The sequence below is a fragment of the Tenacibaculum agarivorans genome, assembly GCF_001936575.1.
GTDB classification, from domain to species: domain Bacteria; phylum Bacteroidota; class Bacteroidia; order Flavobacteriales; family Flavobacteriaceae; genus Polaribacter; species Polaribacter agarivorans.
Map to the genome: position 1 here is coordinate 1 of NZ_MSMP01000011.1, position 18,203 is coordinate 18,203.

Annotated in this window: 20 protein-coding genes; 12 read left to right on the top strand and 8 right to left on the bottom strand. The window is 29.8% G+C overall.

Annotation, left to right across the window (positions count from 1 at the left end; translation table 11 throughout):
- Window positions 1-27 precede the first annotated feature (27 nt).
- The 3 genes from BVC87_RS09865 to BVC87_RS09875 form a co-directional block, all read right to left on the bottom strand.
- Window positions 28-780 carry a hypothetical protein gene (locus tag BVC87_RS09865; protein WP_075342209.1) on the bottom strand — a complete coding sequence of 251 codons (753 nt, stop codon included), beginning with the start codon at window positions 778-780 and terminating at the stop codon, window positions 28-30.
- 7 nt (window positions 781-787) lie between these two features.
- Entirely contained in the window at window positions 788-1,582 is a 795-nt protein-coding gene (locus BVC87_RS09870; RefSeq protein ID WP_075342210.1) for a TrmH family RNA methyltransferase, read from the bottom strand.
- 114 nt (window positions 1,583-1,696) lie between these two features.
- Window positions 1,697-2,737, bottom strand: coding sequence for a WD40/YVTN/BNR-like repeat-containing protein (locus BVC87_RS09875; RefSeq protein WP_075342211.1), 1,041 nt, complete (start codon window positions 2,735-2,737; stop codon window positions 1,697-1,699).
- 49 nt (window positions 2,738-2,786) lie between these two features.
- Between BVC87_RS09875 and BVC87_RS09880 the strand changes: the two genes are divergently transcribed.
- Window positions 2,787-3,740, top strand: coding sequence for a patatin-like phospholipase family protein (locus tag BVC87_RS09880; RefSeq protein WP_075342212.1), 954 nt, complete (start codon window positions 2,787-2,789; stop codon window positions 3,738-3,740).
- Window positions 3,740-4,627, top strand: coding sequence for a DUF72 domain-containing protein (locus BVC87_RS09885; protein ID WP_075342213.1), 888 nt, complete (start codon window positions 3,740-3,742; stop codon window positions 4,625-4,627). The genes BVC87_RS09880 and BVC87_RS09885 overlap by 1 nt, the downstream gene beginning before the upstream one ends.
- On the opposite strand, the gene BVC87_RS09890 is transcribed toward BVC87_RS09885, so the two are convergent.
- Window positions 4,619-6,037 carry a S41 family peptidase gene (locus BVC87_RS09890; protein WP_075342214.1) on the bottom strand — a complete coding sequence of 473 codons (1,419 nt, stop codon included), beginning with the start codon at window positions 6,035-6,037 and terminating at the stop codon, window positions 4,619-4,621. The genes BVC87_RS09885 and BVC87_RS09890 overlap by 9 nt on opposite strands.
- Window positions 6,038-6,205: 168 nt before the next feature.
- Here BVC87_RS09890 and BVC87_RS09895 point away from each other — a divergent pair, with 168 nt between their 5' ends.
- The 7 genes from BVC87_RS09895 (at window position 6,206) to BVC87_RS09925 (ending at window position 12,783) form a co-directional block, all read left to right on the top strand.
- Entirely contained in the window at window positions 6,206-6,715 is a 510-nt protein-coding gene (locus tag BVC87_RS09895; RefSeq protein ID WP_075342215.1) for an RNA polymerase sigma factor, read from the top strand.
- Window positions 6,702-7,178, top strand: coding sequence for a hypothetical protein (locus tag BVC87_RS09900; RefSeq protein WP_075342216.1), 477 nt, complete (start codon window positions 6,702-6,704; stop codon window positions 7,176-7,178). The genes BVC87_RS09895 and BVC87_RS09900 overlap by 14 nt, the downstream gene beginning before the upstream one ends.
- A 45-nt stretch (window positions 7,179-7,223) precedes the next feature.
- Window positions 7,224-7,754 (top strand): DUF4252 domain-containing protein, encoded by a 531-nt coding sequence (locus BVC87_RS09905; RefSeq protein WP_075342217.1) that lies wholly within the window; start codon window positions 7,224-7,226, stop codon window positions 7,752-7,754.
- Window positions 7,755-7,808: 54 nt separating this feature from the next.
- Window positions 7,809-8,345 carry a DUF4252 domain-containing protein gene (locus BVC87_RS09910; RefSeq protein ID WP_075342218.1) on the top strand — a complete coding sequence of 179 codons (537 nt, stop codon included), beginning with the start codon at window positions 7,809-7,811 and terminating at the stop codon, window positions 8,343-8,345.
- A gap of 128 nt (window positions 8,346-8,473) precedes the next feature.
- Window positions 8,474-10,924 (top strand): M1 family metallopeptidase, encoded by a 2,451-nt coding sequence (locus BVC87_RS09915; RefSeq protein WP_075342219.1) that lies wholly within the window; start codon window positions 8,474-8,476, stop codon window positions 10,922-10,924.
- Between the two features lie 57 nt (window positions 10,925-10,981).
- A complete protein-coding gene (locus tag BVC87_RS09920; protein WP_075342220.1) occupies window positions 10,982-12,178 on the top strand; it encodes a hypothetical protein in 1,197 nt (398 codons plus the stop codon).
- Window positions 12,178-12,783, top strand: coding sequence for an alpha-ketoglutarate-dependent dioxygenase AlkB family protein (locus BVC87_RS09925; protein ID WP_075342221.1), 606 nt, complete (start codon window positions 12,178-12,180; stop codon window positions 12,781-12,783). Before BVC87_RS09920 ends, BVC87_RS09925 begins: the two co-directional genes overlap by 1 nt.
- 3 nt (window positions 12,784-12,786) lie before the next feature.
- Here the strand turns inward: BVC87_RS09925 and BVC87_RS09930 are convergent, their stop codons facing one another.
- Window positions 12,787-13,509 (bottom strand): head GIN domain-containing protein, encoded by a 723-nt coding sequence (locus BVC87_RS09930; RefSeq protein ID WP_075342222.1) that lies wholly within the window; start codon window positions 13,507-13,509, stop codon window positions 12,787-12,789.
- A gap of 95 nt (window positions 13,510-13,604) precedes the next feature.
- On the opposite strand from BVC87_RS09930, the gene BVC87_RS09935 reads away from it, so the two are divergent.
- Entirely contained in the window at window positions 13,605-14,210 is a 606-nt protein-coding gene (locus BVC87_RS09935; protein WP_075342223.1) for a lysoplasmalogenase family protein, read from the top strand.
- A 4-nt stretch (window positions 14,211-14,214) separates the two neighbouring features.
- Here the strand turns inward: BVC87_RS09935 and BVC87_RS09940 are convergent, their stop codons facing one another.
- Genes BVC87_RS09940 through BVC87_RS09950 form a run of 3 tightly spaced genes read right to left on the bottom strand, consistent with a single transcriptional unit; the run spans window position 14,215 to window position 16,377 of the window.
- Entirely contained in the window at window positions 14,215-15,291 is a 1,077-nt protein-coding gene (locus BVC87_RS09940) for a hypothetical protein (protein ID WP_075342224.1), read from the bottom strand.
- The gene (locus BVC87_RS09945) at window positions 15,278-15,820 is read right to left on the bottom strand and encodes a hypothetical protein (RefSeq protein ID WP_075342225.1); all 543 of its coding nucleotides are present in this window, start codon (window positions 15,818-15,820) and stop codon (window positions 15,278-15,280) included. Before BVC87_RS09945 ends, BVC87_RS09940 begins: the two co-directional genes overlap by 14 nt.
- Entirely contained in the window at window positions 15,817-16,377 is a 561-nt protein-coding gene (locus BVC87_RS09950; RefSeq protein ID WP_075342226.1) for an RNA polymerase sigma factor, read from the bottom strand. Before BVC87_RS09950 ends, BVC87_RS09945 begins: the two co-directional genes overlap by 4 nt.
- Before the next feature lie 126 nt (window positions 16,378-16,503).
- Between BVC87_RS09950 and BVC87_RS09955 the strand changes: the two genes are divergently transcribed.
- Both BVC87_RS09955 and BVC87_RS09960 read left to right on the top strand, forming a co-directional pair.
- Window positions 16,504-17,370: a hydroxymethylglutaryl-CoA lyase gene (locus BVC87_RS09955; protein ID WP_099098848.1), complete on the top strand. Its 867-nt coding sequence runs from the start codon at window positions 16,504-16,506 to the stop codon at window positions 17,368-17,370.
- 5 nt (window positions 17,371-17,375) lie between these two features.
- Window positions 17,376-18,191: a hypothetical protein gene (locus BVC87_RS09960; protein WP_075342227.1), complete on the top strand. Its 816-nt coding sequence runs from the start codon at window positions 17,376-17,378 to the stop codon at window positions 18,189-18,191.
- Window positions 18,192-18,203 lie beyond the last annotated feature (12 nt).

Here is an 18,203-nt window from a genome sequence, read left to right on the forward strand (position 1 = left end):
TTTAATTTATTGTATTTAAACTACAATTTAATTACATGTGATTTCACTAAATGTAGCTTTTTCTTTAGCTTCCTTCTCGCTATAGTTTGCTTCATTAAAGAGCATAAATTTATCAATTCCGTGTCCTGTAGATCTAGCTGAAACTTGCATTGTATACTCTCCAGCTTTTTTAAACTCAACATACACATTATGTGAATCATTATCAGATGTAGCGGCTTGCCATTTAAAATCTAAGTCGTTTCCACCTCTATAGATTTTAAACCAACCGTCTGCAGATGAACCTTTGGGATTTGGAGTTTTACCACTTCCTTTAGGATATACACGACTTCCATCTTTTTTTTCACCATAGAAGTCATCAGCGTCAGGAAACTTTAACCAACTATCGTTATGTTCTGTACCATTACTTCCTATAGTAACAGCAGTATTCCATAAAAATCTGTAGTTACCAGGATTATTTATTTTTATTGTAAACTCTATTAAACCATTTCCTGGTTTACCTAAAGATTGATCTCCTTCCCAAACATAATATCCTTTTCCAGTAGCTGAGTTACTAGTTTTTAAAGCCCATTTATCTGGTAGTTTTGAGTTTTCCATTTCTACAAGAACAAAACTCTCTTTTTCATTGAAAATAAATTTAGAAGGATCATCGCAAGTTTGACTTACAGGATCACCACTTCCTTGATCTGGATCTGGATTTGTATTATCATTGTCATCTTCTGAACATGATAAAAATAAAAGAGAAGAAATTAATAAAATCGCTAGGGGATTTCTTGTTTTCATGATTTATTTAATTAAAATTACGTTGTCTTTTGGCTTCGAATATAATAATAGCAGCAGCTACAGAAACATTCATAGAATCTATTTCACCCTGCATAGGTATATTTATATTCTGTGTAGCTTGATCTCTCCAGATTTGAGAAAGACCAGTTGCTTCTGTACCAACGACAATAGATGTAGGTTTAGTATAATCTACTTCATGATATTTGTTGGAATTTTGTAAAGTAGCACTATAAATATTTATTTTGTTCTCTTTTAAATACTGAATAATATTTTCTGAAGTATCAACTACTATCTTATTTGTAAATAAACATCCTACGCTAGATCTGATAATATTTGGGTTGTAAATATCTGTTTTAGAGTCAGCAATAAAAATAGCATCCAAATTAGCTGCATCTGCAGATCGAAGCATAGCACCAATATTCCCTGGTTTTTCTATGCTTTCTAAAACTAAAATTAAAGGAGTAGTCTTGTTTAGTTCCAAGTCCTTTAAGGTATGTTTTTTTGTATTCACTACAGCTATTACACCCTCAGTTGAATCTCGGTAAGCTAATCTCTCGTAAATCTCTTTTGTAATTTCTATACAATTGAAAGTATCGAAAATAGTTTCTAATTCATTGTCTGATTGACAAATATCTTTAGCAATTAAAATAGTTTCAACATCATAATTTCCTTTAGTAACAAGAGTTATCTCTCTTTTTCCTTCGACTAAGAATAGTCCTTGTTTTTTACGTTCTCTGGACTTTTCTTGAAGCTTAATTAGATTCTTTATATAAGAATTTTGAAGACTTGTGATTTGTTTCATTACACGCAAAAATACCTATTTATTTTAGTTATAATTTTTTATTTAGTTTTACTTTTTACTGAAATTGTACGTTAACTAAAAAGAACTTATTCTTTGAACATAAAAACTTAAAGTTTAATAAATGGTTAATCTCCCTATTTTATTTTTTCCTGTTAACCAAGCTGTATTTTTATTTACAAATTGTATGGCATAAAAATCTAAATTAGGTAAGTGTTTCCATGTATTGCCTCTATCTGTTGAATATGAAATTCCTGTTTTTCCTACAGTGAAAATTTCATTTCCATTTCCTTCAGGGACATATTGGACACAACTTTTGTAGTTGGGATTCATATTGTTTGCTACAATTGTCCAATCTTTTCCACCATTGGTAGTTATGGCTTTGTTTTTACAATTGTCGTTTGGTTTAGAGTAATCACCTCCAATAATGATTCCATTATTTTGATCGTAAAAATCCACAGAATAAATACCTTGCGGTCCATTACCTTGAACTATAGGAGTAGGGGATACCTGCCAAGTTTTTCCTTTATCTTCAGACTTTAAAACTCGCGCTTTTTTTCCTCCAGAAACTATCCATACAGTATCATCTAAAATTTTAATATTAGTATTACTTGCTGCAAAAAAAGCCTCGCCTGTTACGAATTTAGGTAGATCATTACAAGAAACTTTTTTCCAAGTGTTACCTCCATCGTTGGTGATTACTATAGAGGGACAATCTTCTGTAGGATCGCCAACAGCGATTCCGTTTCTTCCATTATCAAAAAAATGCATGCTGTCATAAAATACTTTTTCGTGTTCTTCTTTATAAACAATCTCATATTTCCTGTTCTTTATCTTATACAATAAAGCTGGATTACCAATACTAAGCGCATAAAAGTCTTTCCCATTAAAGGCCAAACTTCTAAAATGAGGTATAATCGAATCTTGATATGCAATATTTAACTCAGATAATCCTTCATTAATATCATAAAAACCTATTTTACCATTTGAACCAGCGTATACTACATTATTCTCATTTATTGCACTTAGAGCTCTAATACTTGTTTCATTAATCGTAAACTCTTGTATTTCCACACGACTTATTGTACGAGAGGGAGTTAGTTTTTTACAAGATATTGTTAATAATAAGATGAAGATTATAATGATTCTACCTTTCATTTTTTTGATATTTTTATAAAATTAAAAATAGGTAAAACATTTCATGTATATGAACGACGATCAACATAAAAAAAGAGCTTTAGTGATTTCTGGAGGCGGAAGTAAAGGTGCATTTGCTGGTGGTGTAGTAGAATATCTGATGCAAGAAAAGAAAAAAGAGTATGATTTGTTTTTAGGAACCTCTACAGGTAGTCTAATGGTAACTCATTTAGCACTCGGTATGGTTGATCGTTTAAAAAAGTTGTATACCAATGTTACGCAACGAAGCATTTTTAGTAACAATCCTTTTAAAATTAGGAAAGTTCATGGTGTTAAAGTGATTTCAATTCGTCACAGTAATACATTTTGGAATCTTTTAAATGGAAGAAAAACATTTGGAGAAAGTAAGAATCTTAGAAAATTGATTCGAAAAAATATCACTCCTAAAATGTATAGAACAATTCGAGAGCAGCACAAGGACGTTGTGGTCACAGTCTCTAATTTAACCGCTAATGAAATTGAGTATAAATCTATATTAGATTGTTCTTATGAAGATTTTTGTGATTGGATCTGGGGGTCGTGTAATTATGTACCTTTCATGAGTTTGTTGGAAAAAAACTCTTGTCAATATGCAGATGGGGGTTTTGGCTGTTTAGTGCCTATTAGAGAAGCGATTCTAAGAGGAGCAAAAGAAGTGGATGCTGTAATTTTAGAGACTGAAGTAAATCAAATTAATAGAATGCCTTCGAAGAATCCATTTTCGTTAATGTTAGATGTTTTCGGATTTATGTTAGAGCATGTTGAAAAACACAATGTAACTATAGGTAAGCTTTCTGCTCGATATCAAGATGTACAATTAAACCTATATTATACGCCTACAGTATTAACAACTAATTCTTTAATTTTTGATAAAAAACAAATGTCTGGTTGGTGGGAACAGGGATTTGAATATGCTAAGTTAAAAGATGAAGCTATTATGAATGATTTTAGACCAGATCTAATTGATAAAAAAACAGAAGCCTAATGAAATTTGGAAAAGTAGAACAGCCAGAGTTAGTAGATTTTTCATTTCCTGATACACATAAAGATACAATTAGATTACTGTCTGAATTTGATAAGGATAAAGAATTGTCTGTTTTTGTAGGGTGCGCAAAATGGAATAAAGTAGATTTAAAAGGCTTTTATCCAAGAGGAACAAAAGACGAATTAGTATATTATTCAAGTCAATTTAACTCAATTGAATTAAATGCTACCTTTTATCGTCAATTTCCGCCTGAACAATTCGAAAAATGGAAGAATAAAACACCTAATAATTTTAAATTCTTTCCAAAATTAACACAAGAAATTAGTCATTGGAAAAGATTAAATGAAGTAGGGGAGTTAGTAAACTATTATTTAGATGCAGCAACTCGACTAGAAGAAAAATTAGGTACTATTTTTTTACAATTGCATAGTAATTTTGGACCTAAAAATTTTGATCGATTAGAAAACTTTGTAAAAAGTTGGCCCAAAGAAATTCCATTAACAGTAGAGTGTAGGCATACAGATTGGTTTACAGATCCTAATATTTCTAAAGACTTTTTTCAGCTTTTAGAAGATTCAAGTGTGTCAAATACTTTGGTAGATACAGCCGGTAGAAGAGATATGATGCATATGCGCTTAACCAATAATGAAGCTTTTATTCGTTATGTGGGAGCTAATCATCCTTCAGATTATAATCGTTTGGATGATTGGGTTGAGCGACTTGGCGATTGGGTAGATTTAGGTTTACGCAATATTCACTTTTTTGTACACCAAAATTTAGAAGTAGAATCACCGTTGTTGGCAGCTTACTTCATTAAAAAATTGAATACAAAACTAAATGTAAACTTAAAAATACCAAATGAAGACAGTCAGCAGTCTTTATTTTAAATCAATAATAATAATTTCATTAGTTATGTAATCCTCTTTTGAATTTCCTAATTGATTTAATTCAGGGGTAAGACTAGATGCAGTTCCATTAATGATATTATCAATAGCAAAATCAAGCATAGGATCACTTCTTTCTCCTAAAAGTCCCATGTTACCATAATCTTCAGGTAATCCTTGTGTAGCTTCAATAGGAGCTCTTAGTCCATCTCTATTTGTAATTTGAGCGACATAAGGAAAAAGAGCAAAAGTATGATTTACATTGATGTTAACTTTTCTATAATCTTCAGAATCATATAATAAGGTAGAAGCATCATATACGCCTTTAGTAGTTTCTCCAATAGTAATTACATCAATAAGTGGGCGTAATCCATTAATCAATACTTCAGCAGCAGATGCAGTAGCACGAGAGGTTAGGAAAAATACTCTTGGTAAATTCAAAGCATTTAAAAGCATACGATCAGTTGGGGTTCTTTCTACAATAGTACGTTGCAAAAGAGATGAAGGAATGTTAGTATTTACTTTATTATTCCATATTTCAGAGGTTACTATACTACCTTGTAATTGACCAGCGATAAGACTTGCCATGGTTTGTATAGACTCAATATTTCCATTAGAAGCATAACGTAAATCTATAACTAAATCATTTATACTCTCACTTCTAAATGTAGCAAAAGCAGCATTCAATTCATTTAAAAATTGATCATTAAATTCGTTATAACATAAATATCCTATTTTTTGAGTACCTTCCATTAAAACATTAGTAGCAATAACTGGATTCGGAGTTAACGTACCTATAGTGAGGTCAATAATTAGAGGAGCAGGACCAGGAACAGTTATTCTAGGATTTCCATTGTTATAATCATCTGCTAATGTTATAGAGTAACCTCCAGTTCTGTTTAATAATAAGTTTCTAAAATTATTTACATTTAACGTTGTACCATCCACTTGTGTGAAAATCATTCCTCTAGTTATTCCATTATTTGCGGCACTTGTATTAGGATATACTAATTGAACGTAGCCAAATACATTTCCAGAGCCATCTCTATAATCTACGATACCAAACTCCATTCCTGTAGTTTCTACTTCACCAGCTAATCGTCGTTCTAGTATATTAAAATTATTAGTTATGATAGAAATACTATCAGTTACCATAGGTTGAAATACTAAACTCTGAAATAAAACATCTGGATTTTCAAATCCTGCTAAATATTCATTTAATTGTTCACGAGTAGAAAAATTACTATCTGAAAGGTCATTTACTTCACCTTGGAACTTATAATAAGCATTCATACCTCCCCAGACAAAATCATTAATTTCAACTTCTTGTGGGATAATTTCGTCTTTACTACAACTCATAAATAAGAATGCAGATACACTTAAAATAATTATATATTTGAAATACCTTTCCATTGTATCAATCGTTTACATTTACACTAATAACGCAATTTAAATAAAACTTAGTATTATTTTTTAGTTTTTATGTAACAAAAAAAATAGTACGTCGTCGTAAGGGTGTAAAAGTAATTATAACGTTGTGAAAATAATCATAACAATAGTTAAAATTAAGAAAACCAAACAATGAACCAGTCAGACTTTTTAAAAGCTGTATTACCATTTAAAGATAAAGTTTTTCGTTTAGCCAAACGTTTACTTGTATCTGTAGAAGAAGCAGAGGATGCTACACAAGAGCTTTACTTTAAGCTGTGGAGAAATAAAGAAAAGTTGTCTGATTACAGAAATGTAGAAGCTTTTGCGATGACTATGACAAAGAATTATTGTTTTGATCGACTAAAGTCAAAACAAGCCGGTAATTTAACTTTAGTACATAGTAATTATAAAGAGAAAGATACCACGCTAGAGAAGAAAATAGAATATAAAGATAGTGTAAACCAAGTGCATAAGCTCATTGAAAATTTGCCTGAACAACAAAAAATTATTATTCAATTAAGAGATATTGAACAATATGATTTTGATGAAATATGCGAAATGGTGAATATGAAACCAACAGCAGTAAGGGTAGCATTATCAAGAGCACGTAAAACAATTAGAGAAGCATTAATTAAACAACATAACTATGGAGTTAGCTAACATAGAAAAGTTATTAGAAAAATATCTGAATGCAGAAACCACACTTCAAGAAGAAAAAATCTTGAGTGATTATTTCACTACAAATGAGGTTCCTCCTCATTTAGAAGAGTATGGTATGTTATTTGGATATTTTAAACAAAATCAAAGTGAAACCTATACCAAAGCCATTAAGTTAAAACCTGAGAAATCTAAAAGAAAGAACTTTAAATTGCTTTCAGTAGCAGCGTCATTAGCTTTGTTAGTAAGTGTATACGTAGGTAAAAATAAATATGATGAATACCAGGCAAGAAAACAGTTTGCAGAAGTTAAAAAAGCGCTTGAATTGGTCTCATTACATTTAAATAAAGGTAACGAAGCCTTGTATGCTGTTTCTGATAATTTTAATAAAGGAACAGATGCGATTGCAAAGTTAGATACTTACGATAAAACTGTAAAAACAGTAATTCAAAAAGTAAATTATTAATCCAAAAAGTAAACAAGTAAAACCAAGTCAAAAAAAGTAAATATCATGAAAAAAGTTATTATAGTATTAGCATTAGCTTTTATCTCAAATATAGGATTTAGTCAAATTTCAATGTTTGATAAACTAGAAGATTTAGAAGATGTATCTACAGTTGTAGTTACAAAAGATTTATTCGATTTATTAAAGAAATTTCCAGATGCACAATCAGAAGATATGGAAGTGTTTAATACAGCGAAAGGATTAGAAGAACTAAAAGTTTTCTCTACAGAAAATTCAAGTATTGCTGCTGATATGGAAAAAATGGTAAATAAAGCCATTAAAGGAGGTAATATGACTCAATTGATGAGAGTTAAAGATAAAGGTTCTCGAGTTAAAATTTATATTAAAGCAAGTAAAAATAAAGATATTGTAAATGGAGTTCTAATGTTTATAAAAGACTTAAACAAGAATGAAAGAATAGAAGGAGATAAAATTAATTTACCATCTTCAACAATTATATCTTTAACTGGCGAAATTAATATGAACGAATTATCTAAAATAGCTAACAACTATCAGAAAAAATCTGATGGAGAGTAATAAAAGTTGGATTACTCTCCAACTTTTATGCTTAAAAAAACAACACCATTAACAATGAAAAAACTATTTATTTTACCTATTTTATTAATGACTTTGTTCTTAGGATCTTGTAAAAAAGAATCGTTACAAACTTATATAGTAGATCGTAAGGATAATCCAAAATTTATGACCGTTGATTTTTCTACAAACACTATTCCTTTAATGAATGAGTTAGATGAAGAAGGTCAAGAAGCGCTAAAAAGTATTCGAAAAATGAATATTGCATTTTTGTCTAAAAAGAATGCATCTGAAGCAGAATTAAAAGACGAAGCTGTAAAAATTAAGACTATTTTAAAAGCTACCAATTATAAAACATTAATGCGATTTAATGACAAGAGAGGAAAAGGAGCCATTTATTATATAGGTGAATCTGACGCTATTGATGAAATAGTAGGGTTTGTTAATGCGGAAGAAGTTGGAGTAGGAGTGGCTAGAGTATTAGGAAACGATATGAATCCAGCTACTATATTAAAGATGTTGAAAAAAGCAAAAATAGACGGTAGCGGAAATGAATTTGATGGTTTAAGATCCATTTTGCAAGGAATGAAATAAACAATTTTATATCTTCCAAATTAATACACCACAACTTTAGACATTAAAGTTGTGGTTTTTTGATTTAACTAGCCATTAACAGCATTCACACTTTAAATGTTTATTTTTGATCATAGATATAATCATTTATGAGGAAAGTATTTTTTTTAATTGCGATTTGTTTGATGTATCCTATCCAAGGAATTTCGCAACGTGTTTCAGAGTATAGAGGAGAAAAAGATAAAATACATAATCTAATACACACAAAATTAAAAGTAGATTTTAATTTTGAACAAAAAACAATGAATGGGGAAGCTTGGATTACAGCCAAGCCACACTTTTATGCTACAAATACTCTTACTTTAGATGCAAAAGCTATGCTAATTCATGAAGTAAGTATGGACAATCAAAAATTACCCTATAACTACGATAATTTTCAGCTCATTATTGATTTGCCTAAGCGTTATACAAGAGATCAGGAGTTTACAGTTTACATTAAATATACAGCGCAACCAGAAAAGGTAAAACAGAAAGGAAGTAAAGCTATTACTGCCGCTAAAGGATTATATTTTATTAATCCAACTGGAGAAATAAAGGGAAAACCTACTCAAATTTGGACACAAGGAGAAACTGAAGCAAGTAGTTGTTGGTTTCCTACTATAGATTCACCAAATCAAAAAACCTCACAAGAAACTTATATCACAGTGCCTGATAAGTTTGTTACGTTGTCTAATGGTAAATTAGAAAAACAAACTAAAAATGCTAACGGTACAAGAACTGATTATTGGAATTTTACACAAAAGCATGCGCCATATTTATTTTTTATAGGAATAGGAGAGTATGAAATTATTAGAGACACCTATAAAGAAATTCCAGTAGATTATTATGTAGAAAAAAAATACGCTCCTTATGCAAAACAGGTTTTTGGAAATACACCAGAGATGTTAGCTTTTTTCTCTAAAATTACTGGAATAGAGTATCCTTGGAATAAATACGCACAAATAGTCGGAAGAGATTATGTAAGTGGTGCTATGGAAAATACTACAGCAGTAATTCATGGAGAGCGAGCTAACCAAACACCAGGACAATTAATTGATGAAAATGCACAAGAAAATACAATAGCTCATGAAGCCTTCCATCATTGGTTTGGTAATCTAGTAACTACAGAAAGTTGGAGTAATTTAACTGTAAATGAAAGTTTTGCAAATTATAGTGAATACTTGTGGTTAGAGCATAAATATGGTAAAGATGTAGCTGATGCGCATTTGTTTGAAGACGTACAGAGTTATAAAAATGGTGAAAACTATGACAAACATTTAGTTCGATTTTATTATGATGATAAGGAAGATATGTTTGATGCGGTTAGTTATAATAAAGGTGGTACAATTTTACATATGTTGAGGAAGTATCTTGGAGACGAGGCTTTTTATGAAGGGCTAAATACATATTTAACTACCTATAAGTATGGAGCAGCTGAGGCGCATCAATTACGATTGGCATTCGAAAAAGTTAGTGGAAAAGATTTGAATTGGTTTTTCAACCAATGGTATTTTGGAAGCGGACACCCAAAACTAGATATCTCATATGATTATAATCGTTTAAGAAAAACAGTAACCGTTAATATTTTCCAGGTACAAAATCAACAGTTTCAATTTCCTTTGGCAATTGATGTTTTTGAGGAAGATAAAGTAGTACGTCATCAAATTTTTGTAAAAGAGAGTGAATCTTCTTTTACATTACCGTATACAACTCAACCTAAATTGATTCAAATTAATGCAGATGGCGTGTTGCTATGTGATATTATCGAGAATAAAGTACTAAGCGATTATATTTTTCAATTAAAAAATGCTAAACATTATCAACATCAGAGAGAAGCCTTACTAGAAGTAATAAAGAATCAACAAAATGATAGTAAAGCTTTCGATGCTGTTGCGAGTACCTTAAATCATTCAAATTATAAACTTAGAAAATTAGCTTTAGAAAATATTAACTTGTTCAATAAGTATTCTAAAAGAAGGGTAATTGAGAATATTAAAAAAATGGCAAGTAGTGATCCTAAAACTTTGGTGCAAGCAGCAGCAATTGAAACTTTAGGAAAGTTAACTGAGCCAGAGTTGAAGCCTATTTTTGTTAATGCACTTAAAAGTCCTTCGTATACAGTGGTAGGTAAGGCCTTAGTTTCATTGTATTATATTGATAAAAAATTAGCGGTAGTTAAATCCAAAGAACTTCCTTTAGAAGTTAAACAAATTATAGCCACTCCATTAACGCGTATTTATCTAGAAGAAAAAGATGAAGAGGAATTGACATTTATAGCAGGTAATGTAGTAAATGGATTATTTTTGAGTAGGGATAAAAAAGTTAAAGCTTTGTATGAAAAAGCGTATAGTAAAATTGCAAAAAGTAATAACACACAAGCAATTCAAAATCTAGTAGATGATATTGTAGTTAAAGGAAAACAATACGAGCAATATGGGTTTAATAATGTAGGTATAGATATGATGCGTAAAATGGTACAAACTCAAAAATCTGCAAATACAGCAAATGAAGTAAAAAATATTGCCATTATAAAAGATGGTCTGTCTAGATTATTAAAATAAGAGTTAAATATTTACCTTTGGTATAGTACTTGTTTTGTTAGGTAAAACTTATTTTATATGAAAAAAACTATACCATTACTATTATTTATAATCACTATACTTTGTGCATGTAGCAGTGTAAAAACAGCTCAAAAAGCAATTAATTCTGGTGATTATGAAAAAGCTATTACTTTATCAATTAAAAAACTCACTAGTAATAAGACTAAGGAGAAAAATCAGCCTTATGTGGTAATGTTAGAAGAAGCTTTTCAGAAAGCTACTGAAAGAGATCAATCTAGAATCTCTTTTTTAGAAAAACAAAATAATACTGCTAACTTAGCTGAGATTTATGATCTGTATAGAGATTTAAACTACAGACAAGAGCGAATTAGACCGCTTTTACCCTTAAGAATTTTAAAATCTAACCGACAAGCAAATTTCGATTTTAAGAATTATGATGATGCGATCTTAAAAGCTAAAGAAAAATATGTATCTAATTTATATACTGAAGCTCAATCTATTTTTAAACAAGGAAGTTCAAATAAAATATATTATAGAAAAGCTCATAATGAATTTGCTAAACTAGATAGAATATATCCTGATTATAAAAATACAAGTACGTATTTAGAAGATGCACATAATCGAGGAACTGATTATGTATTTGTATCTGTAAATAATGATACAGATCAAATTATCCCAAGACGCTTGGAAGATGATTTATTAGCAATTGATACCTATGGTTTAAATGATTTTTGGACAGTTTATCATGCACAAAAAAATAGAAATATAAATTACGATTTTGATTTAGAATTAAATTTTAGAAGTATAGAAGTTTCCCCCGAGCAAATAAAAGAACGTGAGGTAATTAAAGAAAGAAAAATAAAAGACGGTCATACTTTTTTATTAGATGATAAAGGGAAGCAAGTAAAAGATAGTCTAGGAAATAAAATAAAAGTAGATAAGTTTATAACAGTACGTTGTAGATTATATGAGTTTACACAATTTAAAAGTAGTAGAGTTACTGGTGTAGTTAGATATATAGATAATAAATCCGATCAGATTATTGAACGTTTTCCTATTGAAAGTGAATTTATTTTTGAACATTCTTATGCTGATTATGATGGTGATAAAAGAGCTTTAGATGATCCTTTATTAGATTTAATTCGATTAGAATCTGTTCGTTTTCCGAGTAATGAACAAATGGTGTATGATACAGGTACCGATTTAAAAGAGCGTTTAAAACGTATTATTTCTAGAAATAAATTTAGGAATTAATGGATTTATTTAATCAAACTAATGAATTAAAAAATTTACTACCTAGAGAAGGAACAGTGCATTATCACGGATGTGTTTTTTCTAAAAAGCAATCTGATGATTACTATGAGTATTTAAAGAACTCAATTCAATGGGAAAATGATCAGGCTATTATATTTGGAAAATTAATTATTACCAAACGTAAAGTAGCTTGGTATGGAGAACAACCTTTTGAATATACGTATTCCAATACTACAAAAGTAGCCTTACCTTTTTCTAAAGAACTAATAGAAATAAAGAAAAAAATAGAAGAGGAAACGAATGAAACGTATAATTCTTGTTTACTAAACTTATATCATGACGGATCAGAAGGTATGGCTTGGCATAGTGATGGAGAAAAAGATTTAAAGAAAAATGGTGCTATAGCTTCAGTTACTTTCGGAGCAGAGCGTAAATTTGCGTTTAAACATAAACGAACCAAGGAAGTAGCTTCAGTAGTACTTCAACATGGTTCGTTATTAGTTATGAAAGATGAAACCCAAACACATTGGTTACATCGACTTCCACCTACTAAGAAAATTCATCGTCCTAGAATTAATTTAACCTTCAGAACAATAGAAGAGTAGGGGTTAGTCTTTTTTTATAACATCACCTGATCCAACAGAATTGGTATCAATATATTTAGGATTTCCTTTGTAATATACACTTCCAGATCCAGCTACACTAGCTTTAATTCTTTCAGTAACTGTAACATGAATATCTCCAGATCCAGCTACACTTACTTTTAATGTATTTGTAGTTAAATCATAAGCTTTAATGTTACCTGAGCCAGCTATAGAACATTTCATACTATCAGCAGTACCACTCAAATTGATATTACCAGATCCTCCGATAGAACTTTTTATTGAGCTAGCTTTTACTTTAGTTTTAATATTCCCTGATCCACCTATAGAAAAATCAACCTGATCTCCATTAACTGTTTTTTCAGAAATTATACTACCAGAACCTCCTAAAGAAATACCTTCGATAGCCTCAAAAGGTACAGTAACAGTTAACTTTCTGTTGAATCTTACATTTGTATTATCCTTTATTTTAATTTTTAATTCTCCTCTTTTAACTTCAGTAATGATGTAGGGAATAATGTTTTCTTCTCCTTCTATAGTAACTTTCCCCTCTTTACCATCAACTAAAACTACATTAAAAGACCCACCAACACCTACGCTATCAAATTTACCAACAGACCTTTCTACTTTAGTAACGTTTCCATTTCCACGAATTTTTTTAGAATTCCACCATTGCCCAAAACTAGTATGAATGGTAAAAATTAGTAATGTAAATAGTAGTTTTTTCATTTTTTATTTTATTTTTAAGATGTTAATACTCCAATTTGTTAAAGAAAACTATCAATAAGAAACTTGTCTTTTTTTTTACGGTTCTATACGTAATTATGTCCATTTTTGTGGCTTATCCTATTTATGTAGGTAATCCTAATCTGGAATTTGTTGTCAAACTAGTAGCCCTTTTTTCACTTTCTTTTTTGTATTTAGAGTCAACTACAAAAGTGAATTATTGGTATGTTCTTATCTTATTGTTTTCAATTTTATCTGATTCATTATTTGTGTTTGCGGATAATTTTTTATTTGAGGCATTATTTCTGTTAATTACGAATAGATTTTTATACCTCATTATTATTCATCCTTCAATATTAAAATATTCAGTCAAGAAAATTATTTTTTATGCGGTTCCTTTTGTTTTTACATTTGGGATGATTTACTTGGTATTGTATGAATATGTTCAAGAAATTCAATTATCTGTTTTTATTTTAGGAGTATTATCTATAGTCGTTTTGTTATTTTCTTTTATAGATTTACTGAATAAAAACAGTAAGAAAACGTTATACTTTTTTATAGGAGTTTTAATCCTCCCAATTGCTGATATACTTACCGCTATTGCAAATTATATTGATGAACATTTTAGTTACATTGTAATTTACCATTACATGTATTATGTGGCTAGGTTTATGATTCTCAAATCAATGTTACTAAGGAAGTAACAAATTAATCATTCAATCGGAGAGATACCCCTCCATAACTAGATTTGATATTAATTTTTGAGTTAGATTTTTCTTTCCCAAAAGTTCCTTCATAATACTTTTTTGTAGTCTTTCTTATGGCTTTAAAAGTCTCTACATGCTCATCAGGATACTTAAAACTAGCATAACTAGTATTTACAATAAAGCTAAAACTATTATCACGCGCTGTTCCAATTTTAATTCCAGCATAACTTCCGTCAATAATAACAGAATCAAAACCTTTAGCTAAATTCTTAATTCGTAAACCGCCATAATCAGTATTTATGTTTAAACTTTTTCTTACTGTGCCAATTCGCATACCCGCATAGTCAGAATTTCCTTTTACAGTATTTACATCTTCTACAGCTATGCTACCGTAGTCACTATTAAAATCAACATGGTCTACTTTACCAATTTTTACTCCTGTATAATCTGCATTTACCTTAAGTTTTTCACTTTCATTAATAATTACTTTAGAATAATCTGCATTTACAGAACCTGATTTTACATATTGAAAAACAGAACTACCACAATAATCTAACGAGATTGTATTTGAACTATTTAGTAATTTATCAGTTTGCACAGAACCATAATCACAATTAATGTTCGTTTTTCCTTCAATACTTTCTAATTCTATATTCCCATACTTATTATTCAAATCAGCATTATTAGTAACAGGCATTTTTATGTAATAGTTAATTTTATAATTGATGTTGTTGTTATTACCCCACCAACTCCAATTAGATCTAGTACTTTCAATTTGAGTTCTGGCTTCTACTAAACTTTCACTGGCTTCAAAATTAATTTTGATAGCATCTAATTTACTATTAACTTTATCTAGGTTATTTCCTTTAACGGTAATTTTCACTTCAATTTCCACTACATTTTTATCCCAAGTACTTACATTAACATTACCATACTTATTTTTTATATACACTGTTGCATCTGATCTTACATCAAATTTTCTATTAACTGTTTTTGATTTTTCATGCTTCATTCCATCACTACCAAAAAGTAAAGTAGGAATGAGTACGCATATTAATATTTTACTAAATAAATTCATCGATTTCTATATTTTGTTCTAAGGGTTTGTTACTATTTTCTAATTGAAATAAGAGGTTTTCTAAAATTTGTAATCGTTGTTGGTAGTTATTAATCATACCATGTATAACTTGTCTTTCGTTACCAATATTTTTTAGATCTTTCTTAAAAATCCTAAACTGATCTTCTAACTCTTCAATTTGATCTAAAGCATCTTCAATAATAGTTTCTGTTTCTATATTTCTATACTTTTCTACTTCTTTCAATTCCTGATTAATAGTGGAAATAAAGAATGATTGTGTTTCAGCCATTTCTGGAGATACTTCTTCTATATTAAATCCATCATCATGACTAGAATGGTATTTACCTAGATAAAAACTGACTAAGAAAAGTAGAGAGGCCGCTACACTCATCCATTTCCACGAAATCTTATGTTTAGGTTTTGTTTGTGTATGATTTAACTTTCGTAAAAAGCGATCTTCATGTCCAGAATGAGGTTCATTAACATCAAAATCATTATTTAGAAAAAAATCGTCTAATCTATCTTTCATACTACATGTATTCTATTACTGTCTTTATTCAATATATCTTTTAACTTCTTTTTTGCTCTTGAAATTGTTGTTCTAACATTTTCATTACTATAGTTCAAAATTTGAGCTATCTCTTCATTATCGTATCCTTCAATTAAACTCAATGTTATAATAACTCTATAATTTTCTTTTAATTTTTCAATAGCAGTTAAAACTTTTTGGACGCTTAATGCATTGTAATCAATAGTGTCTGTTTCTGTATCCGTATTAGGAATTACTTCCATTTTCACTTCTTGATACCTATTATTTTTTTTTAGCTGGGTTAAACTTTTATTAATTACTATTCTTTTTAACCATGCACCAAAAGCAACTTCACCTTTAAAACTATCTAACTTTGTAAATGCTGTTAAAAATGCTTCTTGCATTAAATCTTCAGCTTCAAATTCATCCTTTAAAATTCTATAGGCTGAATTATACATAGCTTTGTAATATAGTTTATACACTTGCATCTGAGCAGAAGTGTCATTTTTTTTACAGCGTTCGATTAGTTGATTTATATGTAAGTTTGGTGCTTTCAATACTTATTTTCTACTTCAAAGACAATACTAAAATAACAATGTTACACTTTTCTAAAAAAATAAATTTTTAATAAGTTTTTATAGTTTCTAAAATTAGCAATTCGAATAATATTTATATTTGGCATAATGATTGAACAAGTAAAAATCATAGAATGTCCTCGTGATGCCATGCAAGGAATTAAAAGTCACTTTATACCAACGGAGGAAAAAGCTAGATATATTAATGCTTTGCTAAAGGTAGGTTTTGATACTATAGATTTTGGTAGTTTTGTTTCTCCAAAAGCTATTCCTCAAATGCGAGATACAGCTGACGTGTTACAACTTTTAGATTTATCTAAAACAACAAGTAAGTTATTAGCTATAGTTGCTAATGTAAGAGGGGCTAATGATGCCTGTGTTTTTGAAGAAATTGATTATTTAGGTTATCCATTTTCTATTTCTGAAAATTTCCAAATGAGGAATACACACAAAACTATTGCTGAATCAGTAGATGTTCTAAATGATATTTTGAATATTGCACATAAAAATAATAAGGAAGTAGTTGCTTATTTATCTATGGGATTTGGAAATCCTTATGGAGATCCTTGGAATGTAGAAATTGTTGCAAATTGGACAGAAAAACTTGCAAATATGGGAGTTAAAATAGTATCTTTGTCAGACACCGTGGGTAGTTCAACACCTGATGTGATTGACTACTTGTTTTCAAATTTAATCCCCAGCTATCCAAATATAGAGTTTGGAGCGCATTTACATACTACGCCATTAAAGTGGCATGAAAAGGTAAACAGTGCTTATTTAGCGGGATGTAGAAGATTTGATGGAGCAATCAAAGGCTATGGGGGGTGTCCTATGGCAAAAGATGATTTGACAGGTAATATGCCAACAGAAAAAATGTTATCATATTTCACTACTAATAAGATTAGTACAAATATTAAACCGATGAGTTTTGAGAGCTCTTACAATAAAGCTCTAGAAGTTTTTAATGCCATTTAAGTTATATGAAATTTAGTTTTTTAATAACATTCTTACTAGGTTTTTTAACGTCGTCACATCCGCCTACTGAAGCAGAAGGTGAAACTTTAGGAACTTGGGAAATAAGAAATGGTATTTTTATCGAAAATAATGATGATGAAACCAGTATAGCAAGATATAACTGGAGTGTTTTTTATAGTATTTTTCCTAAAAGAATAACACAGAAGTATATAAAGAGATTAGTGTTAATGACTGACGGAGAAGATGAAAAAACAGGAGCGTTAGGAGCATTAAATGATAAAAATACGGAATGGCAATTAGTGATTGATCCTATTGATGTAGACTTCACTAGTAAAGATAAAATGAGAAGAAATCAATCAATATATACATTGGTTCATGAATTCGGACATTTATTGACTTTGAATCACACTCAAATAAGACCAGGCGAGAAAACAGATCAAAATCCTGATGATCCTTATGTTACACTAGAAGGTATTACTAACAAGTCTAGTTATTTAAATATGTTTGTTGAGGAGTTCTGGGACGGCACCTTGCTTAAAGAGTGGGATTATATTCAGAAAAACTTTTGTTACACTGAACAAAAAAGCTGTTTAGAAAAGCTTTATGGTTTGTACAAGGAAAATTATAATGATTTTATTACCGATTATGCTGCCGAAAGTCCAGAAGAAGATATTGCTGAAAGTTGGACGGCATTTGTTTTAGGTAAGAAAATTGAAAAGCCACAAACCGTGTCGGAAAAGAAAATCAACTTTTTCTATCAATTTGAAGAATTGGTATACTACAGAAAAGTGATTCGCAAAAATATCAAACGTTACCAATAATCTTATTTAAAC